17 protein-coding genes, 3 tRNA genes and 1 pseudogene are annotated in these 23,359 nt (G+C 55.7%); 6 read left to right on the top strand and 15 right to left on the bottom strand.

Annotated elements, in window-relative coordinates; translation table 11 throughout:
* Window positions 1-12: 12 nt before the first annotated feature.
* The 6 genes from tssG to BN1128_RS14075 all read right to left on the bottom strand — a co-directional run bounded on the left by tssG (window position 13) and on the right by BN1128_RS14075 (window position 7,283).
* Window positions 13-1,011: a type VI secretion system baseplate subunit TssG gene (gene tssG, locus BN1128_RS14100; protein WP_042869888.1), complete on the bottom strand. Its 999-nt coding sequence runs from the start codon at window positions 1,009-1,011 to the stop codon at window positions 13-15.
* A complete protein-coding gene (tssF, locus tag BN1128_RS14095) occupies window positions 975-2,741 on the bottom strand; it encodes a type VI secretion system baseplate subunit TssF (protein WP_042869813.1) in 1,767 nt (588 codons plus the stop codon). The genes tssG and tssF overlap by 37 nt, the downstream gene beginning before the upstream one ends.
* Window positions 2,742-2,744: 3 nt before the next feature.
* Window positions 2,745-3,176 carry a type VI secretion system baseplate subunit TssE gene (gene tssE / locus BN1128_RS14090; protein WP_042869811.1) on the bottom strand — a complete coding sequence of 144 codons (432 nt, stop codon included), beginning with the start codon at window positions 3,174-3,176 and terminating at the stop codon, window positions 2,745-2,747.
* A 6-nt stretch (window positions 3,177-3,182) separates the two neighbouring features.
* Window positions 3,183-4,661 carry a type VI secretion system contractile sheath large subunit gene (gene tssC / locus BN1128_RS14085; protein WP_042869808.1) on the bottom strand — a complete coding sequence of 493 codons (1,479 nt, stop codon included), beginning with the start codon at window positions 4,659-4,661 and terminating at the stop codon, window positions 3,183-3,185.
* A 37-nt stretch (window positions 4,662-4,698) separates the two neighbouring features.
* Window positions 4,699-5,202 (bottom strand): type VI secretion system contractile sheath small subunit, encoded by a 504-nt coding sequence (gene tssB / locus BN1128_RS14080; protein WP_042869806.1) that lies wholly within the window; start codon window positions 5,200-5,202, stop codon window positions 4,699-4,701.
* A gap of 692 nt (window positions 5,203-5,894) precedes the next feature.
* On the bottom strand, window positions 5,895-7,283 hold the full coding sequence (locus BN1128_RS14075) for a tetratricopeptide repeat protein (protein WP_042869803.1): 1,389 nt from the start codon (window positions 7,281-7,283) through the stop codon (window positions 5,895-5,897).
* Window positions 7,284-7,388: 105 nt separating this feature from the next.
* Here BN1128_RS14075 and BN1128_RS24730 point away from each other — a divergent pair.
* A pseudogene (locus BN1128_RS24730) lies at window positions 7,389-8,098 on the top strand (IS1 family transposase).
* Between the two features lie 13 nt (window positions 8,099-8,111).
* On the opposite strand, the gene BN1128_RS14060 reads toward BN1128_RS24730, so the two are convergent.
* The 9 genes from BN1128_RS14060 to dauA form a co-directional block, all read right to left on the bottom strand.
* Window positions 8,112-8,396: a hypothetical protein gene (locus BN1128_RS14060; RefSeq protein WP_042869801.1), complete on the bottom strand. Its 285-nt coding sequence runs from the start codon at window positions 8,394-8,396 to the stop codon at window positions 8,112-8,114.
* Between the two features lie 22 nt (window positions 8,397-8,418).
* Window positions 8,419-8,988: a hypothetical protein gene (locus BN1128_RS26250; protein ID WP_042869800.1), complete on the bottom strand. Its 570-nt coding sequence runs from the start codon at window positions 8,986-8,988 to the stop codon at window positions 8,419-8,421.
* Window positions 8,989-9,245: 257 nt separating this feature from the next.
* Window positions 9,246-9,629: a hypothetical protein gene (locus BN1128_RS25445; protein ID WP_156140346.1), complete on the bottom strand. Its 384-nt coding sequence runs from the start codon at window positions 9,627-9,629 to the stop codon at window positions 9,246-9,248.
* Complete coding sequence (locus BN1128_RS14050) at window positions 9,626-14,311, bottom strand: RHS repeat-associated core domain-containing protein (protein WP_042869798.1); 4,686 nt, start codon at window positions 14,309-14,311, stop codon at window positions 9,626-9,628. Before BN1128_RS14050 ends, BN1128_RS25445 begins: the two co-directional genes overlap by 4 nt.
* The gene (locus BN1128_RS14045; RefSeq protein ID WP_042869796.1) at window positions 14,308-15,036 is read right to left on the bottom strand and encodes a DUF4123 domain-containing protein; all 729 of its coding nucleotides are present in this window, start codon (window positions 15,034-15,036) and stop codon (window positions 14,308-14,310) included. The genes BN1128_RS14050 and BN1128_RS14045 overlap by 4 nt, the downstream gene beginning before the upstream one ends.
* Window positions 15,026-17,071 (bottom strand): type VI secretion system Vgr family protein, encoded by a 2,046-nt coding sequence (locus tag BN1128_RS14040; protein WP_042869794.1) that lies wholly within the window; start codon window positions 17,069-17,071, stop codon window positions 15,026-15,028. The genes BN1128_RS14045 and BN1128_RS14040 overlap by 11 nt, the downstream gene beginning before the upstream one ends.
* A 284-nt stretch (window positions 17,072-17,355) precedes the next feature.
* The gene (gene hcp1 / locus BN1128_RS14035) at window positions 17,356-17,874 is read right to left on the bottom strand and encodes a type VI secretion system effector Hcp1 (RefSeq protein ID WP_017764274.1); all 519 of its coding nucleotides are present in this window, start codon (window positions 17,872-17,874) and stop codon (window positions 17,356-17,358) included.
* 722 nt (window positions 17,875-18,596) lie between these two features.
* Window positions 18,597-18,684: transfer RNA gene (locus tag BN1128_RS14030), tRNA-Ser, on the bottom strand.
* Window positions 18,685-18,957: 273 nt separating this feature from the next.
* Window positions 18,958-20,694: a C4-dicarboxylic acid transporter DauA gene (dauA, locus tag BN1128_RS14025; protein WP_042869792.1), complete on the bottom strand. Its 1,737-nt coding sequence runs from the start codon at window positions 20,692-20,694 to the stop codon at window positions 18,958-18,960.
* A 576-nt stretch (window positions 20,695-21,270) separates the two neighbouring features.
* Here dauA and BN1128_RS14020 point away from each other — a divergent pair.
* The 5 genes from BN1128_RS14020 (at window position 21,271) to BN1128_RS14000 (ending at window position 23,359) form a co-directional block, all read left to right on the top strand.
* A tRNA-Asn gene (locus BN1128_RS14020) sits at window positions 21,271-21,346 on the top strand.
* Window positions 21,347-21,348: 2 nt separating this feature from the next.
* Window positions 21,349-21,424 (top strand) — tRNA-Asn (locus BN1128_RS14015).
* Window positions 21,425-21,659: 235 nt separating this feature from the next.
* A complete protein-coding gene (locus BN1128_RS14010) occupies window positions 21,660-22,124 on the top strand; it encodes a hypothetical protein (RefSeq protein WP_042869791.1) in 465 nt (154 codons plus the stop codon).
* A 178-nt stretch (window positions 22,125-22,302) separates the two neighbouring features.
* On the top strand, window positions 22,303-22,788 hold the full coding sequence (locus BN1128_RS14005) for a YqhA family protein (RefSeq protein WP_042869789.1): 486 nt from the start codon (window positions 22,303-22,305) through the stop codon (window positions 22,786-22,788).
* 121 nt (window positions 22,789-22,909) lie between these two features.
* Window positions 22,910-23,359, top strand: a complete 450-nt coding sequence (locus BN1128_RS14000; RefSeq protein ID WP_042869787.1) for a hypothetical protein — start codon at window positions 22,910-22,912, stop codon at window positions 23,357-23,359.

Here is a 23,359-nt window from a genome sequence, read left to right as displayed (position 1 = left end):
AATTTCCTGCGCTTATTCCTGTACACAGATAGTCACGAACGGGTCACTGGGCGGTTGGCCCAGAAAGGTACTCCAGCCCAGGCGCGCACTCTGCTCCTCCCCCAATCGCAACCCCCGGGCCTGCTCCTGGCCGAAGCCGAGTCGCAGATCCCAGGCCAATTGGTCGCGCAGGATGAAGGAGACAAAGGTCACCAGGGCGTGAAAGTGCTCTCCGTTCGGGAGAAACCCGAGAAACTGGCCAAAACTCAGGTTGTTGATCTTCAATAAAAACTTACCGGCGCAGTCGTTCACCTTGTCGCCAATGACAAAGTCGCTGCCCAGGGTGGCGCAAGCGCCGCCCAGCCGGTTTTGCTGATCCTGCTGGATGGGCACCTTGCGCCACTGCCAGGCACTCACCTCCACATCCGCCAGATCGAAACAGTGCGCCACCAGACCCGCTACCACCTCGGGGGAGCGACTGGGGCTGGCCAGCATGCCCGCATAAGAGAGCATCTTGGCGCGGTTGACCGGCAGGCTCTGGCAGACAGCCTCGTTGCCCAGCCCCACGAGAGCGAACATCAGGCGGGAAAATCCATCCTCGCCGTTGTCCTGAAAACGGACGTGATAGCGATACTTGCGCCAGATCCTGTGCAGCAGGGTCAGCAGGCGGTGATGAAAGAAGTCCAGAAACAGACCCAGCTTCTGCTCCCCCTGCGCGTACTCCCACGCCAGCGAGTCCAGGTAATAGCCGGGCATGGGAGACTGGCTGCCATGCAGGCCGAGGAAGGCCACCTCCAGCTCGTGGCGCCCCTTGCCATCTCTACCTATCTGCAACACGTCGCTGGTGGGAAAGCCCAGAGAGGCGGTCGCCTTGAAGCGGATGTTCTCGTCACTCGGCAGATGGTCAAGGCCGCGCTCCTGATCGGCACCGTCCAGCCGGTTGAGCAGCTCAACCAGCTGGAAGAAGTTGAAGCGAGGCGCGTCCTTGGCGGACGTCACATCAGGGAGTGCTGACCGATCTGGACTGGCCATTGATAGCGCTCCTTGTTGTCGAGATTGACCACCTCCAGCAGGTGGAAAGCGTTGACGCTGGCGTACAGCGAGAAGAAGTGCGCCAGCACTGTGCTGAACAGGTAGAGCTCCCCTTCGCTGCCAAAAGCGGACTGACGGATGGAGAGCACCGACTTGAGTCCACGCACCGGCATACCCCGTACCAGACGGTCGACCGGGGTGGTTTCGATCTCCTCGATCCCCGCCAGCCGCTTGCGTGACGCCTGCTCCGCCTGCTTGTCATGCAGCGCGGGAAAATCGTAGGTGCGCAGCACCTGTACCAGGGCATCCCGCCGCAACAGGGAGACATAGTTGAGCGACAGGTTGGAAATCAGCGTCCAGTGCAGACTGCCATCCAGTGCCGGGCGCAGTGGCCGGGTCGGCCTGATCAGGTTGCGAAAGGTGGCAAACGAGGGCGAGCTGCCGGTCGGCACGCAGATGCTGCCGACCTTGAGACGAGCAGCGCGGGAGCGATTGGTGCAGGTGAGCGTGACCGAAATCGACTCATCCAGATCGACAGTGGTGGTTTCATCACCCCGCACGAACGAAAGGCTGTGCTCGAAACCATCGCCGCTGACCGACTCTCTGACCCGCACCCGGTAATAGAGCGCCAGCCTGTGCTTGGCACGTTCAATCTGGTGCTGAAAACTTTCGAACGGCTGATAGATACGCGGCGTGCCGCGGGAGCGGCCCAGATTGCCCTCGACCCAGCCCTCAACCTGATCCACCGAAAAGATCTCGAAACTGTCGGCATGGCGATAGCTCGCCTTGAGGGGATACTCCGCCTGACGCCCGTTGAGATTGACCGGCTCGCTGTCGTGCTGGAACAGGTTAATGGCCGGCACACAGTTGAGCATGAAGGAGTCGGGACGGATCTTGAGCTCCGCCGGCAGGGGCCGATCGAAGCAGAAGTGGATCTTGAACTCGCTCACCGGCAACGGCTGTTTGGGCCACTCGCCACCCGAGAGTTCAAAGAAGAGGAAGCTTTCCGGAAAGCAGAAGTACTCCTGCAGGATCCGGTAGCCGGAATAGACGTTGTTTGGGTAAGGCAGGAGCGCATCATCACGCTCGAAGCCGACCGATTTCAACGCCTTGGCCTCCTGGCGAAAGCGCTTGCCATCGATCTCCAGCTCGATGTGGGAGAGCTGGTTGGAGAGCCAGAAGTAGAGCTCATAGGCGGTATAGCTGTCGCCACCGAGGAAGAAACGCAGCTTGTCCAGCTGCAGTTCGCTCAATGGCAAGGGGGCATGCAGGGCGATATCCAGCGAGATGGTGGAGAGATCGTTACCACTTTGCGCCGAAATATGATGGATATCTGCCGGATAGACCCAGGTATCGTGACAGGTCTGAAAATGACAGGTCACCTCGTCGATGGGCAGGCTGTCGAGCTGGCAACCCTGCCTGACCAGCGCCGGTTGGGCGATGGCCCCCGGTATGACCGAAAACTGCATGATGGTCATGCTGGGTACGGGGCGCAGATAGTTGGGCCAGAGCATATTGAGCAGACCATGGGTCAGCTCGGGAAACTCATCCTCGATCTTGGCGCGCAGATTGCCCGTGAGAAACGCAAAGCCTTCCAGCAGGCGTTCCACATCCGGGTCGGTATTCTGCTCCGACAGAAAACGGGTGAGTTCGGGATAGGCATCAGCGAATTCGCGCCCCTGCAGGCGCAAAAATGCCAATTCATCCCTGAAGTAATGTTCCAGCGACATTGATCAGACCATGCGGTAGTGACGGTGACTGTCCATATGGACATTGAACGAGGTAACCTGCTCGATATGCTCCAGCCTCACGTGGGCCGTCACCTGAAACGACATCTCAAGCGGGCTCGCCTGATGATCGGGTGAACGCACATCCACATGAATGATCCGCGGTTCATAACGACGGATGCATTGCCGGATCGCCTCACGGATCCGCCCCTTGATGTCCGCACTGCCCTGCGTGGCGTCATTGAGATCGATGACACCCAGCTCGGGAGCACTACGGCAATTGCCGGGACGGGTGTTGAGGATCTGGTCGAGCTGCCGCTTGACAGAATCGACCAGTTCATCAACTTCCGAATGGGGGGAAGAGCCAAGCCCCTCCCCCCGGATACGATCAAACAGACTGGCCGCATTTCCTCTATCCCAGGAAGAGAGATACGGCATCGGGCATTATTCCTTGTCCAGTCGACCTACCAGAGACAGCTCGAAGCTGGCCCCCATGTACTTGAAGTGCGGACGCACGGCCATGGCAACCTGGTACCAACCCGGCTCACCTTCCACGTCCAGCACCTTGATCTGGGCGGCACGCAGCGGGCGACGGCTGCGCACGTCTGCCGGCGGGTTCTCCTGATCGGCAACGTACTGCTTGATCCAGCCATTCAGTTCACGCTCCAGATCCTGACGCTCCTTCCAGGAACCGATCTGCTCGCGCTGCAACACCTTGATGTAGTGTGCCAGGCGATTGATGATGAACATGTAGGGCAACTGGGTGCCCAGCTTGTAGTTGGTCTCCGCTTCCTTGCCTTCCTTGGTGTTCGGGAACACCTTGGGTTTTTGCACCGAGTTGGCAGAGAAGAAGGCCGCATTGTCACTGTCTTTGCGCATGGTCAGGGTGATGAAACCCTCTTCTGACAGCTCATACTCACGACGGTCGGTGATGAGCACTTCGGTCGGGATCTTGGCTTGCAGCTGCCCCATGGCCTCATAGACATGCACCGGCAGATCGTGGATGGCACCACCGCTCTGCGGACCTATGATGTTCGGGCACCAACGATACTTGGCAAAACTGTCGGTCAGGGAGGTTCCCATCAGATAAGCGGTGTTGCCCCACAGGTAGTGGTCGTGATCCGAGCTGATGTCTTCCTGATAGTTGAAACCCTTGATGGGATTTTCGGTCGGATCATACGGCAGGCGGGCCAGGAAACGCGGCGCGGTCAGCCCCAGATAGCGGGCATCCTCCGACTCGCGCAGTGAACGCCACTTGGTGTAGGACGGGCCTTCGAAGACCGATTTGAGGTCCTTGATGGACGGCAGATCGGTAAAGCTGTCGACGCCGAAGAAGGCGGGTGCAACCGAAGAGATAAAGGGGGCATGGGCCATGGCACCGACGGCACTGACATACTGCATCAGCTTGATATCAGGTGAACTGTGAGTGAAGGCATAATCACCGATCACGGCACCGACAGGCTGACCGCCAAACTGACCATAACCTGTCGAGTAAACATGCTTGTAGAGACCAGACTGGGTGATTTCAGGAGAAAACTCGAAATCCTCCAGCAACTCTTCCTTGGTCGCATGCAACACCTGGATCTTGATGTTCTCACGAAAATCGGTGCGATCCACCAACAACTTGAGCGAACGCCAAGAAGACTCCATCTCCTGCAATTCTTTGGCGTGCAGGATTACGTCCATCTGTTTGCTCAGCTTCTTGTCGAGCTCGACAATCATGCTGTCTACCAGCGCCTTGTTGACCGGACCGCTTGTGGTGCCGCTATCCAGAATATTGGCGATCAAGGCAGCAACACCTTGCTTGGCAACACTGTAGCCTTCATCGACCGGGGTGATGCGAGCCTGTGCCATGATTTCGTCCAGCAAGGACGAAGGGGCGGCACTCGCCCCCGCTTGAACCTGTTCTTCGACCAAAGACATGTTTTTTCCTTTCTCGTCAATCAATCCAACCAGCCGATCACTCGGCAGGCTTAATCAAATCCAGCTCCTTGAGCAGTTGCTCACGAGCCTCATCACTGGACAGCAGGTCCTGCAAACGATTGCGGAAGGAGGGAATATTTCCCAATGGCCCCTTCAGTGCAACCAAGGCTTCACGCAGCTCCAGCAGCTTGCGCAGCTCGGGAACTTGCTGGGCAACACTGTCAGGGGTGAAGTCTTCCAGAGACTGGATCTTGATCGAAACCGGCATTTCGTCCTGGCTGTTCTCCTCCAAGCGATTGGGAACGGAAAACTTCAGTTCCAGTGCCGATTCTTTCATGACGGAAGAAAAATTATTCTTGTCGATGGAGACGGTCTGACGCTCCTCAAGAGGCGTTTCCTCAGTACGTCCCTTCATATTGCCTACCACCATCATGGTCAGCGGAAGCTCTATCTCCGCCTGTTGACCACCGGTTGCCGGCACATATTTGATATTGATACGTTCTTTGGGCGCAACAGTAGCGCCGTCAATTCCTTTTCCCATGCTCTAAATACCAAGTTAAGGGTCAACCAAGACCCTAAAGCTTATAGCCAATGCCCCCACCAGCAACTGTAAGAAATGACAGTTGACTGAACCACCTGTAGTCACAAGGTGGGAGAAACATCAGCCGACGATGCATTTTTGACATACCAGAGTCAAAGCTCTAATCATCAAAAACACAATATGCATCTTGTTATCTATACAACCCTATCATGCCTCTACTCTTTGTTAGAGGTCATATTGGCTTAAGAGCCATTTGCGCCGCATGGTATATGCGAGCATTATGTCAAGTCAATTGGTTCTTAATTAATGATATATTTAAAAAATATTACAACCAAATAAAACACAATAAAAACAGCAGCTTATACTCACTGTCGGTTATCGAAAATCAACATGTACATGTTCTATGAAGTACGTTTGAAACTGAATCGAGGCATCCTCCAAGAGCATTTCATTATCATTTACTCTTGTCATTTACACGCTAACGACAGAACCAGACGTGACAATATAAGAAAATATGTAACAAAAGGTTGCATAGCGAACACAAAAAGTCCCTTCATCATATCGAGTAATGAAGGGACTGACGAACACTTGACTGTTTAAAGAATGTTGCCAACAACCATGGTGTATATATTGGGTTTATGCGTTAATGGCATTAAGTCATCACACACAACCTATTTCTTATCGTTCACTCACTAACTCTCCAATTTCTTCCCTTGAGCGAGTGTCACGAACCAATGCTGTGCCAGCTTCTGACCGGCACTCTTTTCCTTCTCTGTCATGCCTTTTTCCAGCTCATCACGTGCCTTGGTTGCATCATGATTGCCATCCGTAGCCGCGAGCAGATACCACGCATAAGCATGCAGTCGATTGCGAGGTGCCCCCAATCCCTGCTCACGCATCATCCCCATGCGATACTGGGCAGATCTATGATGAGCGTTGGCAGCCAATCGATACTGTTTGAGAGCTTGCGCATAATCCTCTTTACCGCCCAACCCCAGCCGCAGCATCTCACCATAGGCGTAGCGAGCATCGACATTGCCCTGCGCTGCCGCCTGCGAAAAATGCTGGCGAGCGGCGGCGAGATCCCCGCGCTCTTGCAGCCATTCAGCCAATGCAAGCTGAGCCTGGCTAAAACCGCCCTCTGCGGCACGCGTCAACCAATGCTCTCGCGCCGCAGCATCGCTCTGTTGCAGGCTCAACTGATATTCGGCTTCATGAGAACCATTGCCAGCAGCCAGCTCCAGCCAATAACGACCCAAGGCAAGATCCTGAACGACCTTTTCTCCTGCCAGATAAGCCTGCCCCAGCCACAGTTGAGCAGGCGCAGACTCTGCATTGGCAGCCCGTTGATAGAAACTGAACGCCTCCTCAGGTGCAGCTTTGCGGGCCAGGATCAGCAAAGCATCCGGTTGCTGCTGGGCTGCAGCCTTCTCAAACCAGCGCAGCGCCACATCGCTGCGTTTGCTTACCCCCTTCCCCTGCTCATAGCGCAATCCCCACTGATATTGCGCGTCGCGATTACCGCGCTCGGCGGCTTTCTCCAACCATTTGACGGCATCCGCATCGGCTCCAGGCTGCTTGGCATACCATTGCCCCAGAATCAGTTGCGCTTCGGCATGGTCCCGGTTGGCCGCTTGCTCAAACCAGTCGAGGCACTCGCTTATCAGCTTGCCTTTATGCTGCTGCTGACAATTCCTCCCCAGCTGATAACTGGCTTCACGGTTACCCAGCTTGGCCGAGCGCTGCCACCAGTTTTCGGCCAATTGAGGATTCTTCGGCTCACCCAAGCCCACCTGATACCAGCGTCCTACCTGCAGAGCCGCTTTTCCCCGAATGTCAGCATCCGCAGCCAAGGGCCCTGTTTGCTCGGCTGCCTGTTTCATCCAGCGCATCGCCTCGGGATAATCGGGCTTGGCCGCCAAACGGTTAGCCAATTCATATTGCGCCTTCCCCTGACCTTGCTGGGCGGCTTGATGTATTTCTTGATCATCTTGTGATGATAATAGCGAGGAGCAACCAGATATATTAAACACACACCATAGCCAACCAGCTATAACCTTTAAAAATCCAGATTTATTCATAATATGCCTATCGCCATTTCATTAAATATATTGATTTTCACTGAATGCTAGAACGATTTTAATTCCATACTAATTTCAATTATTGGTGATGCCTCGGATCGGTTGATAAGGTATGGTGATACTTTGAAACTCGGTTCTTCATGGCATCATCATCGTTCACTGCCCTCGTTGCCACTCCGACCGCGTATATCGCCACTATAAGCCCCCTGCCGGTCACCTTCGCTTATTGTTGCCCTGCCTGCCCCCACCTCTTTCAGCTTGCAAGTGAGGGTCGTAAACCAGGCGTTAAAGAGAAAATTGTCGGGATGGCGTTCAACGGCACCGTTATCCGTGACACCGCTCGCGCCCTCAACATTGGCATTAATACCATCCTGCGCGCCTTAAAACTCGTACAAAGGCAAGTAACTACCGAAACAGTTGTGTTGGATGATGTGGGGCTTATCTATGAACTCGATGAGCAATGGGCTTATGTTGGCAACAAAAATCATCGAAATTAACTTTGGTACTAAAAGAAAACGCGTTGTTGCCTACACCTTTGGTCCACGCAGCGATGAAACATGCCGTTGGTTGCCAAGCTTGGTGGGGCATTTCTAGCTTGGCTTTATCACCAGTGATGACTGGGGCAGCTACGCCATGGTAGTCCCACGCGAGATACAGCTGACCGGGAACATCTTCACGCAGCGTATAGAGCGTAACAACCTGACGCTCAGAACGTACATCAAGCGACAGGTTCGTAAAATCATCTTTTTTTCTGGCTCTTTTGAATTCACGAGAACGTCATCGGCACCTTTATCGAACGGCACCACTTCAACTGATTGGAGGCATCCTCTAAAAATCATGACCACCTACCATAATCTGCATTTTTAAAAAAACTATTAACTCATTCTCGGTGAGGACATGTTCTGCAACTAGTTTATCGGCAAGAATATCTAAAATCTCAAAGTCTTCAACACACCCACTCTCCTCAACGATAATTGAGAAGAAACTCTTCAGAACTTCATCTCTATTGCCGCCATTAATCAGGGATAGTGCACAATTTAAAAAAACAGTTTTCGCTGATAAGTTATCAGCAAATCCATAATCCAACCCATAGAGCGAATCGCTAATTTTCAACCATTTTTCTTTTAAAAAAATCTCACCCAATGAGTTTAAATACATTACCTTGAGTAAGTCGAAGATTAAAAATATATACATAAAGAATAAACATCCATTTACAACCGAAGTCACAAAATATTTTATCTTTCAGTACATCTAATTTTTCATTCTCATATGCCCGCGCTCCAAAATCATCCCTCCGTATATAAAAATCAGAGAAACTACCATTACCCCTAAACATTGCTTTGTCTGTACTCTCAGTATACCGAATTCCGCTTAGCTCCCATGAAAATAGTGGTACGAAAGCTTGTTGCCATCGGGTAGCTGCCAGTATGGCAAACGCCCCCATAGGGTCTCGCTCATAGCGGGTGACCAGCTCGGTCTCCTGCTTGCCAAACGCCACCTTCTCGCTCAAATGGCCGTTGAGGCCGTAGCGATACGTGAGCACACTGCCATCGGGGTTGATGCGGCGACTCACCAGATGCAGGCCGGGGTGATATTCGAAACGGCGGATGCCACCACCAGGCAGATACACGGCTTGCAAACGATCTGCCGCATTCCATTCATAACGGATAATCGCGCCGCACAATCTGGCGACCCCGCTCGTCATAGCGCCAGCGGGTCACACCACCGTTGGCGCCCTTCTCCTCAATCAACTGCCCAAGGCGGTTCCAGCCCAGTTCGATGCGGCTGCCATCGGGAACAATCTTGCGCTACAGCAAGCCCGCTTCATCATAGTGGTAACGGGTTTCACCCCCCTAGCGCATCGCGGGCCAGCACTTTCTGGCCCTTGTCGTTATAGACAAACTCGCTGACCGCGCCGTCGGGATCTTGCTGACGGATCAGCCGGGCCTTCGAGACATAAGCTTAACTTAAATACACGCTACAACTTTGAAAAACCAGAAACTCCGCCTTTATTTCTATTTTACAATTCCCATTACATTGTCGGATAACAAAAATATCTTTTTGTTGCTCAACATCAATAGGAACAAAACCTGTCATATACCAACCGGATATATAAACACTTTCTGCATTACAAACAGAAAGAGTTATTGAAACCGTATTGAAATCTCTTCCGTATGAACCCCATTTTGCAATCTCTTTAGACGGCCTCTCTTTCGTATGAAGAGTTAAAAAAATATGTCCACCGGAAGAAAACTCAACTCTACCGATTAAAATATCACCATTTATTCCTTCTGGATATAAAGATTGCAAATGTGGGTGTGGCAATACCACATCAAACAAATTCATTTTTTCACTCCAAAATTATAATGACCATGAGTTCCTAAAACAGACCCTGTATTCAAATTATCTGAAGGCCTAATATTAAAGTGCGGCTCCAACCCGTGCCCAGGAGTTGCTTTAGCATGACCTAAGCTATGCTCTTGAATAAATATATTTTCACCTTTTGTATTTATAAACTCATATTGCTTAGTTGTTATTGGTTGATTGTTAGTTCCCATAATAACTCTGCCATCCCCATCTAATAATTCAGGCCTTGTGATATTAACAGGCTGTTGGGTCATGGGTATTCCTGCATCACGCTTTGCTTGTCTAAATGCCTCACGCCGAGTTTCAGCCTCATAAGAGGTTTTCTTATTAGGCCCCGGCGGACACTGCCCCGGTATATTCGTCAACCCCAACGGATCCACCCAACCGGTCGGGTTGGGGGCGTACTGGTAGTTATTAAGCCCGCCAGCCAAGCCTATCGGGTCGGGAGTGATAAATCTACCCGTTTCAGGCTGGTAGTAGCGGTGCCGGTTGTAGTGAAGACCGGTCTCGGCATCAAAATATTGCCCTTGAAAACGCAAGGGAGTGGCAACGTCGGCGATCTCTTCCCGCCACACATTGCCATAGGCGCGATAACGCACCTGCCAGGCAGTCGCTCCATTGTCACGAGTCAACGCCAGCGGGGTACCAAGGTGGTCGAGTTGATAATGGAATACCTCGGTATCCGTCCCTTCCCCTTCCAGCTGCACCAATGGCTTGAAGCTGCCCGGCTCATAGATAAAGCTGCGGTATTGCTCATCGGTACGACGTTTATCATCACCAAGCTGATAACTGCTTTCGGCAATCAGGTTGTTGGCCTGCCACAAGAATTCGGTGACGTGCTCGCTCTTTGTCCCCCTCACCGTCTTGCGAATACGGCGGCCAAAGGCGTCGTAGTCATAATTGGCCGTAGTGCCATCCGGCAGTTCAGCCCTGACCAGTTGATGCTGGCAGTCATAGTGATAACGGGTAACCAACGACTGGCCTTTGCCACGGCGCTCGATGGCCAATCGGCCAAATTCGTCGTACTCAAAATGGCGATCGCCACTCAACAGCAGCCGGTTACCCTGAGTGCGCGCCCCATCAAACTGACCACCCGAAGTCTGGCTCAACAGGTTGCCCGCCGGATCATGCAGGAACCGCTCGGTCAGTTCACCACGCACCTCCAGCAAACGGTCCAGCGGGTCGTAGCGGTAGTGCTGCTCCCCTTGCACGCTGTCATTGATCTGCAACAAATTGCCGGTGTGGTCATAGCCGTAACGCCGCTCACGGGCGACCTGCTTGCCCCGTTGCAGTCGCAGAGCCGTCAGGCGCCCCTGCTCATCATATTCGTATTGCTGGGTCAGCGCCCCCTGGCTGCGGCGCATTTCCAGTCCGCCCACCCTCTGGTGGCGAGTCAGCTCGGCGCCGTTCAGATCAATCCCGCTTAGCTCGCCATTCAAATAGTGGTAAGCAAGCTTGTTGCCATCGGGCAGCTGCCAGTGGGACAGCCGCCCCATGGCATCATGCTTGAAATAGCTGGAGGCCCAGCCCTGATGCTCGGCCAGCAGATTGCCTGCGGTATCGTATTCAAAGGTGAGCGGCCAGGCGCCATCATCCACCTGCGTCAACTGACCGTACTGGTCATAGCTGAACTGGATTTCACGACCATCGGGCAAGGTTTTTTTAAGCAACCGCCCCATGGGGTCTCGCTCATAGCGGGTGACCAGCTCGGTCTCCTGCTTGCCGAACTCTACCTTCTCGCTCAGGTGGCCATTGAGGTCGTAGCGGTAAGCGGTGGTGCGGCCATCAAAGCCGGTTTCCCGCGCGACCAGGCCATTGGGGAAGTAGTGAATGCGGTGCTGTTCGCCATGCTCGTTCTCAATCTCACTCAAGAAGAGCTTGGCATTGTCGTAGCGATACTTAAGCTCACTGCCATCGGGGTTGATGCGGCGGCTCACCAGATGCAGGCCGGGGTGATATTCGTAGCGGGTCTCGCGGCCCAGCTCGTCCCACTCAGCAGTCACCTTGCCGTAGGCGTTATATTCGAAGCGGCGGGAGCCACCACCTGGCAGATACACGGCTTGCAAGCGATCTGCCGCATTCCATTCATAACGGGTAATCGCGCCACGCGGGTCGCGCCGCACAATCTGGCGACCCCGCTCGTCATAGCGCCAGCGGGTCACACCACCGTTGGCGCCCTTCTCCTCAATCAACTGCCCAAGGCGGTTCCAGCCCAGTTCGATGCGGCTGCCATCGGGTTGCACCACGGTGTTGAGCTTGCCCTGCGCGTTATAGCTGTAGCGAGTCTCCCGGCCAAGGGGATCCCGTCTTGCAATCACATCCCCTTGCTCGTTGCGTTCAAAACGCCACTCACGATCCCCCTGTACCACCTTGCGAACCCGACCATCCCAATAGTGATAGGCGGTCTGACTGCCATCGGGAGCAATCTCACGATCCAGCAAGCCCGCTTCGTCATAGTGGTAACGGGTTTCGCCCCCCAGCGCATCGCGGGCCAGCACTTTCTGACCCTTGTCGTTATAGACAAACTCGCTGACCGCGCCGTCGGGATCTTGCTGACGGATCAGCCGGGCGTTGCTGTCATGCTGGTACACCTCCTGACTGCCATCAGCATTGCTGACCGTCACTTCCCCCTTGTCATCATCCCAGGTGTAACTGACATCAAAACGGGCAACATCACTCCAGTGGCGAACCGCGCGCGCCAGCTTCCCTTCTCGCTCCCACTCCCAGAAAAACCCTGCGCCGCCCGCCAGTCGGCGCTCCAGGATCACCCCATCGGGACGATAGCGGTAACGTTCGCACTCACCGGCCCCGTTTTCCGCCACCACCAGGTGCCCTGCATCGTCATAGTCATAACGTTGTAAGGTCGCTTCTGGCTGCCAGTTAATACCGTCAAAATGCTGCAATTCGACAGCGGCCAGATATGCCTTTTGATAGACAATGCGAAGAGCCAGACCGCCCTCGTTTTCTATCCAGCAGGGGCGCCCCTGCTCATCGGCACGGATAGTGAGCCGGTTGCCATAAAGGTCTGACATGGCCGTCAGACGGCCTGTCTTGCCATGCCAGGTGAAATGCAGGAAGGGCGATCCCGCCTTGGCCACGATCACCTCGTCAGGCTCATCCCCCAGATAAACGGCCGCCTCTGACAACTGGTTGGTGATCATGGGTCTGGTTGCCGAAGGCATCGGCAACTCGATAGCAAGAGACTCCTGATCCCACCAGGTCAGGCGATCACCGTGACGTTCGAGCCGATGGGCCAGCGCATGACTCCACCCCGCCCCCATGCCACAGGAACGCTCAACAGCGGACGTGCGATAGAGGCGACCAAAGGTAAACGGCAGCATGCCCGGCAGATGGGCATCCTCCAGCGCCAGCAGCTCCTCGCCGGTGACCATGGACACAGGGCAGTTGTTCTTGCAGGTTTTGGCTTCAGGTTGATGGGGTTTATTGACCGGTGTTGTCGCCGTTTTCGAGGCATCCAGCGTCTTTTTAAGCTGCTTAATCTCGGAATGGGGCTGGAATTTACGCTTGGCTGCCGTGCCCTTCTCTACCAGCGTTTTTGCGCTGCCATCTACCAGTTTGAGATCCGCCTTCTTGGCCGGGCTCAGCTTGGCAGACCCGGCGATCAACACCTTCTTGGCCGTTTGGGCATGTTGCGCCAAATTGTGCTTTTTGGAGAGATTGACCAGCGAGGTCACCAGGCGCATCACTCTATCGCTGTTCTTGGCCGCTGAAGCAGCCTTGGCACCATAGCGGGCAGCAAGCCCGGCCCCACCGGTCAATATCACACCGATGATGACATCAATCAGCACAGAGGAAATCACCTGAGACCCAAACTCGGTCTGCTGATCCGGCGGCAACATCTTGACCCAGCACACCAGGGCATAGGCATAAAGATAAAGAAGCGCTTCATCCTGCAATACCAGCATGGCAGCTTCCATCTGGGATGCCCCCGCCTTGGCCATGGCTGCAGCATCTACACCAAACTCAGCCAACTTTTTGGCATTCCCCACCGGGTCGGCCAACAGGTTGTAGATGGTTTTAAGATCGTCCCACACCCCGACCAGCGCCTTGCCAACACCACTGGCAGCCGCCAACGCATGGCTGCCGAACCCAGCCCCCGTGGCACTGTAACGGCCCCAAGCTGCTTTGTGTTCGCTGTTCCATTCTTTGGTAAGCCATGCTTCCAGATCCTGTTGCACCGGTACATAGGAGGCAAACAAGGCATCAAGATCACTCTTCTTCACCTTGGGATAGAAGGTCACCTGATAGGACTGGCCCGGAGCCAGCTTACCGACTTCGGCAATCCCCTTGGCATCCAGGGTTCCCTCATCCGCTACTGCTTCACTGACAAAACGCCCACGAACCATCTTGCCCGCTTCCACCTTGTAAGGGGTGTTACCGATAGGAATAAAGCGCACGGATTCAAACAGATGGACCAGTCGCAACGTGCCACTTTGCGGGCATTCCGTGACCACGGATTGCGCCTTCTTGCTGCTCGAAGAGGCTTTTATCGTCTTGTCACCAACCTTGATGGTCTGCTCCATGTCCATACCAAGCATGTCGCCCAGAAAGAAACTCTCGGCATCCTTGCGGTACTCAGTCAGGGCATTACGATAATCGGCGATCACCTGGGTGAAGACGGCCTGGCCGGCATTACTCATGCTTGAACCTCTTTGATCAGCGCAGCTTCCAGCGCTGGAAATAGATCGATATCAGGGGATGGACTAAGGGAAATGAAGCGTGCGACTTTGCACCTGAGATTGGTCTCGGGAAAAGACCAGTAAAGCTGGCCATTCTGATCTGCCAACTGTTGCATCAGATTGTTGATAAGGGGACCTGTATCTTGCCCGGCCAATGCGGCTGCGATAGCGGGAGGAAGTTCCCACCAGGGAAATGGACGTGCAGCACAGGGCTCCGATGGTCCCCATGAAAATGCATTGCCCTGACACCACATCGCATCCAGTTCAGGCAACAGCGTCGTCATGCCATCACCAAGCTGCGAGGCGATGGCAGACATATACACACCATCCCAATAGCGAAAGAATACGGCTTCACCCTGATGCCAGATCTGGGTCAGCCCCTGAAAATGACCATAGAGGGTGCTAGCAGGTTGCTCAGTCGCCAGAATAAATCCCCAATCGCGAGCATCGGTCGTCTCTGCCCATTCGATAAAGGGGCTCTCCCTGTCCAGCTCCACCAGATAGGGCATCACGGGCAGCCAGTCGTGATAGGGGGTACCAAGATAGAGTCCGCGCGGTGTATGACGGCCCTCAAGCTGGTAATAGTGCTGCAAGGGCGCTGCCTCACTGGCGCCAGCCAGCACGGCATAGAGAGGGGCTGTTTGCTCCGTTACCCACTCAACGAGCGACATAACCTCAGATTTCACAGCCGCCCTCCTTGCACTTCTCACACTCCTCACAGAAAGGTGCTGCGCTCTTCATGGTTGCCAGCTGGGCAGGACTGAGCGGCACTTTCGGCATGGGAGGAACGGACACTCCATGAGGGCCGACAGGGGATTTACCCGCCCAACCTGAACCAGAACCCGGGCTTCCCCCTGAGTTCATCTTGATGGTGGGGCCGACCAGAGTGACACCACCGCCATCGACCTTGATAAAGCAGCCGCCCACCTTGACGGTAATTTCAGATCCCGCCTCCAGCACCACCTTGGCGCCGGCTTTGACGTGTACTTCCTGTCCCGCCTGGGTGAGCCAGCTTTGCCCCAGCATCTGGTGCATGGAAGCATCTACTGTGAGCGAATAATCGGCCTTGATTTGGTCGCGTTTCTCGCCCTCCACCGTCAGGTGGTCATTGGCCTTGATGCGAGTCACCCGCTCGTTGTCGATATCGCTGTGCTGGTCGTGCTTGATGTGCCAGGCGGCATCGTTTTCGATGAGTACGTTCAGGTCTTTCTGACCGTGGATATAAATCTCTTCCTGCCCCGCCTGGTCTTCGAAGCGCAGCTCGTTGAAACCCTCACCCTGATGGGTTTCGGTGCGCAGCACGGTACGGGTCTTGTTGGCAGGCAACTCGTAGGGTGGTCGGTTGGTGGCATGGAAGGTGCGGCCGGTGACGATGGGCTGGTCCGGGTCCCCTTCCAGAAATGAGACGATAACTTCATGGCCGATGCGCGGAATGGCCATCATACCGTACTGGCCGCCGGCCCAGCCTTGGGATACGCGTACCCAGCAGGAGCTCTGGTCATTGGAGCTGCCATAGCGGTCCCAGGGGAATTGCAGTTTCACCCGGCCGTGCTCGTCGCAGTAAATTTCCTCCCCCTCGGGGCCCACTACGATGGCGATTTGCGGGCCATCCACCATAGGCTTGTGGGGCGCTTGCGGGCTGCCGATGCGCGCCCGCCAGCTAGTGCTCGCTTTGACCACCGAAAATTCGTTGTGGTAGACGGTGGGGCCACTGCCGCCCTCCTCTTCCAGCGCCTGCGGCTGCAAGCCGGTGTGGCTGATGCGCACGATTTGCCAGTCGGTATTCAGACTGCCATTCGGGTGCTCGGTCAGCGAAAAATACTGGCCCGGCAGCAGGGCCGCGCTGTTGGACTTGCCGCTGCCTGCCACAGCATCATTGCGCAGCGCATCGAGTCTGTGCTGGGCAAACGCCTTGCCGCTGCCGTCCTGCTTGTAGCGACCCGGATAGTCGAAGTGCTGGTAGGTATCGCGCTGGTGCTCCAGCTCGCTCCCCTGCTTCTTGTGGGAGAGGCCGTAGGCCGGGGTCTTGAAGCTGTAGTCCTTGAGCTCCACATCGCTTGGGCGCACCGCTTCCCGGTAGTGGAACTGGCGCACATAGGGGCCCTGCTCCAGCGAACGGTTGCCGAGGTTGAAGAAGAGCTCAGGGCCAGCGGTCAGGGCCGCCGCGTCGTCGGCAAACACGATGCGGTGTTTGCCGGCGTCGAATTCATGGAAGTAGAACAGCCCGTCTTCGGCAGCAAGGCGATTGACGAAATCGAGGTCGGTCTCACGATACTGAACGCAGTATTCACGCTGGGCGTGCTCGTTTTTCAGCGCAAAGGCGTAGTCGGTGATACCGTGCTCTTGCAGCAGGATGGAGAGGATTTCATCGGGCTTTTGCGCCTGGAAGATGCGGGAATTGTGACGAAGGGATAGCCGCCACAGCGCCGGCTGCACCTGCAGCTGATAGCGAGTACGGCGAAAGCCGCTGTCCCCTTGCGCAAAATCACTCACTACCCCGCACACCCGCCGCTGCAGCTCGCCGTTGTACCACACAATCAGCTCGCACGGCTGATCCAGCACGGCGCCGAAGTCGACGTCAGGCTCTGGGCTCGCCAATTCCAAGCGCAGCTGGAAAGGTCCGTTCAGCGCCTCTTCCAACGCAAACTCGGCCACCACGAAGGTGCTCTCGGGCAGCGCCCCCACCTTGACGGTAAATTGTAATCCTGTGCTGTCTGCCATCGGTGAGCGCCCCTGAGATGTCATGCGGCCCCGCACATTCGGGAGCCATTCAAACCGTGTGAGAGATCCGCCATCGCCCCGGCGTTTCTGACACCATGGCTACCGCACGCCCTTGACGGCGTGCGGCAAGACGTGAACTCGTCCTTTTTCTTGTGCCCGCTTACGCAGAGCAAACAGACACAAGAAAAAATCGCTGGGATGGAAAAGTGGATAGCAGGCGGGAGATACCCGTCAAACACGCAGGTGGCAAAAGGGCACCGCAAGCAGTGCCCTTGTGTATACAATTACGCTTCGATCGGGGCGCGCCAGTCGTCAGAACCAGAGGTACCGGCAACAGTGTGCTCCCAGTCAATCTTGCGATACGCCAGAGAGACCTGGATCAGCTGGGTGAAGTCGGATTTTGCCGGATCCTGGCAGTGGGGCATCTGGCAGTCGATGTCGACTATGGTAGCGTCGGTCAGCACAGTGCTGAAGAAGTGCTCCTGCTTGCCCTCGACCGAGGTGCGGTACCACTTCAGGGTCACTTTCGGCAGCATCTCGCCGGAGGCCAGGGAGTTGTACATCAGCGGCACGGCCTTGTTCAGGGCGACGGTGAACTTGAACGGCTTGTGGACGCGCTGGCCGGCAGGCTGACCGGATTGCGGATCGGTCGGCACGGTCACTACGTGTTGGAACTCTTGCACCAGCATCTCGTCTTCGTGGCCCTGCACGAAGATGTTGCCGACGGAGTCGGAGGTGAAGGCACCGGCGGTGATGTTGCCCTGAGTTTTACCTTCGATGCTGATATAACATGGAGTTGGCATGGGTATGCTCCTGATAGATTGGTGAAATGAGATAGCACTCGACCAAACCCTTAGCAGTGACCATGCCAAACATTTTTTCACTTATAAAACATGTAGTTAAATTCAAGCAGTGCTCCATCCGCAGAGGCAAAGCGCAATTAGTTGCGTGATTGGAATATATCCCTGCCAAATATTGCACCCTTGGCACTTATAGCCAAATAGAGCGCAACTTGTTGCTCGCAACAGAACTTACACCTACCAGAGACCATCCCCTTCCATCACGGTGTTGCAAAATGAATTGAAGGGCGAAGCAAGTTGGACGCCCCGAAAACAGCCAGCTGGGTTCAGGCAGGAGGATAGAGGAATGGGGAGAAACCAATGGATGCCATGTCAAAGCAAAACCCCAAACACTCGGATTGCTCGGGTTTTGCCATGCATGAGATGACAAGACCCTTTGCCACCGGATGGTGCCCTGCCAGACGAGTGACATTACACCCGGATTCTGGGTGAATACGGCCCGTGAAGAAACGCTGGTCTGACAGCAAAAAACCGACCTGATGGTCGGTTTTTTAAGGTGGCATTCGGCCGGGATGCGCTCACCGTCAACGGGTTCTCGCCCAACGGCTTACCTCGGCGGCCCAGCATGGCGAGACTGCCCGCTTGCCTAGCCTGCATATGGGTCGCACCAGCAAGCACCGAACAAACAAAAGGGCCTGTCTTTCGACAGGCCCTTTTGTTTTATTTGGCGGTGAGGGAGGGATTCGAACCCTCGATACGTTGCCGTATACACACTTTCCAGGCGTGCTCCTTCAGCCACTCGGACACCTCACCAAATTTTCACTTCGTTGAAGTGGCTTTCGGATCACGCCATGCGTGCTTTCTTGCCAACTTCGTCGGTGGGTAGCCTTGCAGACACCACACCAGAATTTCTCTCACATTTTCAGGTGCATGAGTTGCACCATCGCTTGCGGGCCATGCCGCGGCGACGGGGCGTAATGTAAGGGATGCGGTGTCCTGGGGTCAACGCAATTTTGCGGTTTTCAGTCTGTTTGCTCAAGAACCGAGCCAACTGCGCAAAATCTTGTCACCCCAGCCCCCCCTTAATCACGTTGCCGGCTGTTCGTGGCTGTGTTCGCCTTTCAATGCCTCTTCCAGCGAGCCATAAAACTCCAGCTGACCGGGTACGGGACGCACCTTGGCCCGTGCCAGGGTCTTCAGCGGCTGAAACTGCAATTCGGCGACCCGCAGTTGCACCCCGGCCTTGGTCATCTGCTTCTCAAACTGCAGGAAGGCGGAGAGGCCCCCCGCATCCAGAATGGAAACGGCCTCCATCTGCAATACCAGCAGCTTGTGCCCCTTGACCTCGGCGACCAGCTCGCCAAAGACCCGTTCGGCGGCGGCGAAGAACAGGGGACCGTTGATCTTGTAGAGCAAGGTGCCTGCCGGCACTTCGTGGGCATAGCGCTTGTGATCCGCCAGATCGTGCAGCCTGGTCATCTTGGCGATCTCACGCATGAACAGGAGTGATGCCAGGATCACCCCGAAGGTGATGGCAATCACCATGTCGAAGATGACGGTGAGCGAAAGACAGACCACCAATACCAGCACATCGGACTTGGGCGCGCGACGCACCAGCTCCACCACCTTGTGCGCCTCGCTCATGTTCCAGGCGACGATCAGTAGCAGCGCGGCCATGGCCGAGAGCGGCAACCAGGAGAGCCAGGGCGCCAGCACCAGAATGGCCGCCAGCACCACCAGGGCATGGATGATGCCGGAGACAGGCGACGTCGCCCCGGCCCGCACGTTGGCGGCGGAACGGGCAATCGCGGCGGTTGCCGTGATGCCGCCGAAGAAGGGCGCCACTATGTTGCCCAGCCCCTGTCCCACCAGCTCGGCGTTGGAGCTGTGCTTGCGCCCCGTCATGCCATCGAGCACCACGGCGCAGAGCAGCGACTCTATGGCTCCCAGCATGGCCATGGAGAAAGCGGCCGGCAGCAAGCGCTGAATGGCTGCCAGGTTCCACTCAACCGGAGCCCCATCCGGCCCGGGCAGGGCCCACGGCATCACCAGAGTCGGTGCTATGGGCGGGATCCCCATGCCCTGGGTACCATCGGCAAGGGTATAACTGAACTTGCTGCCGATGGTGGCCACATCGACCCCGAAATGGTGCAGACCAAATCCCAGCCCCACCCCCACCAGCACGGCGGGCAGGTGACCGGGAATCGGCAACCGCAGCCGTGGCCAGAGCAGCAGCACGGCCAGGGTCGCAATCCCGACGAGCGTATCTCCCCATTGCCAGCTTGGCAGGGCTGACGCCAGCGCCTCGACCTTGCCTATGTAGGTCTCAGGCATCTGCGCCACGTGCAGGCCAAAGAAATCCTTGATCTGCAAGGTGGCGATCACGATAGCGATACCACCGGTAAAGCCCAGGGTCACAGAGGGCGGAATGTACTCGATGAGTCGTCCAAGCCGGGCCATCCCCATGGCCACCAGAAAGAAGCCCGAGATCAGGGTCGCCATCAAGAGGCCGCCCACGCCAAATTGCTGGGCCACCGGATAGAGAATCACCACGAAGGCGGCGGTCGGCCCCGACACGGAGAAACGGGAGCCACCGGTCACCGCTATGACGATGCCGGCTATGATGGCGGTGTAGAGACCGTGTTGTGGTGGCACGCCACTGGCAATGGCCAGTGCCATGGCCAGCGGAATGGCAATGATGCCGACCGTGATGCCGGCGATCAGATCGCGACCAAATCGAGGAAGGCTATAGGGTTCATCGATACAGGATTGGCGTAAAGCAATGGCCAGCTTCACGCTTTGCAAAGGAGCTTGGTTGTGCATGTATGTCGTAATACCAGAAGAGGGAGACAAAGGCCGGATTGAACCGGCGCCCGATCATCATCAAGGGCCGGCAGAGCTGTCGACACGGCGATGGTATCCTGAGCAACCATACCCCAGCCGATGAAATATTTCGATGGGCGGGATCAATGAATGGCCGTTACCACGCAAAATTGCCGTTTATTGTCCACATATCGCCGCCTTTTCTCGCCATTACGCCGAAATTCAACTTCGCCTGCTAACTAAATTCTGACGCATCCACATGGCTCACCTTATCCGTCATGCCTCTCCCAGCCGAGCCAGGGTCATGGCTACATTGCTCCGGCGCGATACGCCACCTTTACCGCCGCTCAGCTGCCAGCCGTGTGACTCGCCATTGAAGGCGGCCAGCCACGAATGCGTCAAAATGAAAAAATGGCAGGCAAAGGCTCGTCTCAAGCTGCTGATTGTGCTGAAAATAGTCCACAACGACCAAGTTTTGGACAAACGGGCCGAAATTCCATTTTTTGCGTCGGGTCGCGGGTTGACACCCGGCCGACAGGCTATTAATATCCGCACCGTCTCAACGAGACAGGCAATTCCTCCTTAGTTCAGTCGGTAGAACGGCGGACTGTTAATCCGTATGTCACTGGTTCAAGTCCAGTAGGAGGAGCCAATTCCCTCGTAGTTCAGTCGGTAGAACGGCGGACTGTTAATCCGTATGTCACAGGTTCAAGTCCTGTCGAGGGAGCCAAATTCCAAAGCCCAGTCTCAGGACTGGGCTTTTTCATGTCTGTCCTCTTGCTTGTGTGTGGCTGACCCATCATGCCCTGTCTTCTTGGCCCTCGCCCCCATAGGTTGCAGCACCGCTGCCATCCCATATCGCCCCCATCTATCCCGATCAAGAGCCGCTGACAAGGGTAGCCGTTGGCGAAGTGCAGGACTAAAGTGGGCGGGTGAACCTCACAGCAACAGAAGCGAGCAAAACAATGCATAAAACTCTTATGGCCGCAGTGGCCCTGACCCTGCTGACCCAAACCCCCGCCCATGCCATCAGCGCCAAATACAGCCAGCAGCTTGAACACTCAGGCTGCACCCAAGCCTCCGAACTACAAGGGTGCGACATCACCAAGAGCAAGGCCGAGAATGCCAAGGCCGGTTTTGGCAGCACGACCACGCCCGCGAGTACGGATGCCAAGGCCGCCTCGACCCCCTATGCCGGACAGTGGGTGGCCAAAAGCAGCGAAGGCGCCACGGTTGCCACGATCCGAATCGATAACAAGGAACAGGTCTGGGTCAATGGCAAGCAGGTCAAGGCAAAGCGCGCGGATGGCGCACTGCTGTTCAAGCAAGGCACCATCACCTTCGCCATTCAGGGCGATCGTCGGCTGAAGGGGGAAGATGTGTGGCTCGATAGCGATGCCGGCACCAAGGGCCCCATCAACATCGAGTAACAACCGGCACGCCCGGCGCACGGCCGGGCCTTTAACCCAGATATACCACCCGGCGTGCAAGCCGGTGCTCAGCTTGATGGCAGTGAGTATTCCCTTGCGATGCTGCCAGTCAAAAATCTGCGCTGGCCGCCCGTTTCGCGCCATAATCAGCACAATTTTCCCCTACTCAGGAGTTCTCATGCGTCGATTCAACTTCATGCTCAACGGCAGCCGGTTGATGATGTTCCCCTTTTATGTGTGCATTCTGGTGTGCGTGGCCCTGCTGATGGTGAAATTCGCCATGCAGCTCTATGTGTTGTGCCGCAACATCATCGATATCCACTACATGGACCTCATCACTGGGGTGCTGACCCTGGTGGACTTCGTGCTGGTGGCCCAGATGCTGATCCTGGTGGCCATTTGTGGCTATGTGCAGTTCATCCAGACCCAGGAGCAGCGTGAGGCGCTCGGCAACAACTGGCTCAGCAAGATCAACTTCGCCTCCTTGAAGCTCATCGTCATCAACTCCCTGGTCACCATCGCCGGGATCGAGGTGCTCAAGGCCTTTCTCGATGACGGGGTCAGCAACGAGGTGGAAATGAAGTGGTCTGTAATAGTGTTCCTCGCTTTCTCCACCGCAGCGCTCATCTACGCCATCACGGAACGACTGGCGGATCACAAATGACTCTGCCCTGTTTTCATTCAGCTTTTATTCATCAAAAGCGGAATTGATAACTCTTTTCATTACCTTTACTGCATTGTAAACTTGCTCCCCCGGGCTGTACTGCCCGGGCGCTGGAGCCTTTATGACAAGCCTTTCTCTCTCACCCCGACAATTCTGGCAGTGGCTGGCCTACCACCATCAGGCCGCAGAGGGCACCCTCTATCTGATGTTCTTCTCCGGCCTGCTGCTGTGGGAGCCGCTGACCCCGCTCTGGTCACTGGCGCGCTGGAATCTGTTTTTCCATGTGATGCTCTCGCTCACCCTGTTTCCGCTGTTGTTTGGCGCCTTCTGGCTCTCCCATCGCAGCTTGTTGAACCGCAGCAACAAACCTTTTTTGCGCACCACGGGGCGGATTATCGAAGCCTTTCTGCTGGTCTGTCTGGCCAGCGGTCTGCTGCTGGTACTGCATGGCACTCCGGGCGATGCCATGGGCAACCTCGCCAGCTGGGCCCACTGGCTAAGCGCGTTGTCGTTAACTCCTCTGGTGCTGCGCCACGCCTGGCGCTGGACCATCTTGAAATGGCGCACCTGA

It is taken from the genome of Aeromonas piscicola (assembly GCF_000820005.1).
GTDB lineage: Bacteria > Pseudomonadota > Gammaproteobacteria > Enterobacterales > Aeromonadaceae > Aeromonas > Aeromonas piscicola.
The sequence above is the reverse complement of the archived record's forward strand: the minus strand, read 5'-3'. Positions and strand labels throughout refer to the sequence as shown.

What these genes read in the sequence shown, in the direction of transcription:
- tssG (WP_042869888.1), bottom strand. Translation starts at nt 1,011, where the DNA reads ATGGCCAGTCCAGATCGGTCAGCACTCCCTGATGTGACGTCCGCCAAG.
- tssF (WP_042869813.1), bottom strand. Translation starts at nt 2,741, where the DNA reads ATGTCGCTGGAACATTACTTCAGGGATGAATTGGCATTTTTGCGCCTG.
- tssE (WP_042869811.1), bottom strand. Translation starts at nt 3,176, where the DNA reads ATGCCGTATCTCTCTTCCTGGGATAGAGGAAATGCGGCCAGTCTGTTT.
- tssC (WP_042869808.1), bottom strand. Translation starts at nt 4,661, where the DNA reads ATGTCTTTGGTCGAAGAACAGGTTCAAGCGGGGGCGAGTGCCGCCCCT.
- tssB (WP_042869806.1), bottom strand. Translation starts at nt 5,202, where the DNA reads ATGGGAAAAGGAATTGACGGCGCTACTGTTGCGCCCAAAGAACGTATC.
- BN1128_RS14075 (WP_042869803.1), bottom strand. Translation starts at nt 7,283, where the DNA reads ATGAATAAATCTGGATTTTTAAAGGTTATAGCTGGTTGGCTATGGTGT.
- BN1128_RS26250 (WP_042869800.1), bottom strand. Translation starts at nt 8,988, where the DNA reads ATGACGAGCGGGGTCGCCAGATTGTGCGGCGCGATTATCCGTTATGAA.
- BN1128_RS25445 (WP_156140346.1), bottom strand. Translation starts at nt 9,629, where the DNA reads ATGAATTTGTTTGATGTGGTATTGCCACACCCACATTTGCAATCTTTA.
- BN1128_RS14050 (WP_042869798.1), bottom strand. Translation starts at nt 14,311, where the DNA reads ATGAGTAATGCCGGCCAGGCCGTCTTCACCCAGGTGATCGCCGATTAT.
- BN1128_RS14040 (WP_042869794.1), bottom strand. Translation starts at nt 17,071, where the DNA reads ATGGCAGACAGCACAGGATTACAATTTACCGTCAAGGTGGGGGCGCTG.
- hcp1 (WP_017764274.1), bottom strand. Translation starts at nt 17,874, where the DNA reads ATGCCAACTCCATGTTATATCAGCATCGAAGGTAAAACTCAGGGCAAC.
- dauA (WP_042869792.1), bottom strand. Translation starts at nt 20,694, where the DNA reads ATGCACAACCAAGCTCCTTTGCAAAGCGTGAAGCTGGCCATTGCTTTA.
- BN1128_RS14010 (WP_042869791.1), top strand. Translation starts at nt 21,660, where the DNA reads ATGCATAAAACTCTTATGGCCGCAGTGGCCCTGACCCTGCTGACCCAA.
- BN1128_RS14005 (WP_042869789.1), top strand. Translation starts at nt 22,303, where the DNA reads ATGCGTCGATTCAACTTCATGCTCAACGGCAGCCGGTTGATGATGTTC.
- BN1128_RS14000 (WP_042869787.1), top strand. Translation starts at nt 22,910, where the DNA reads ATGACAAGCCTTTCTCTCTCACCCCGACAATTCTGGCAGTGGCTGGCC.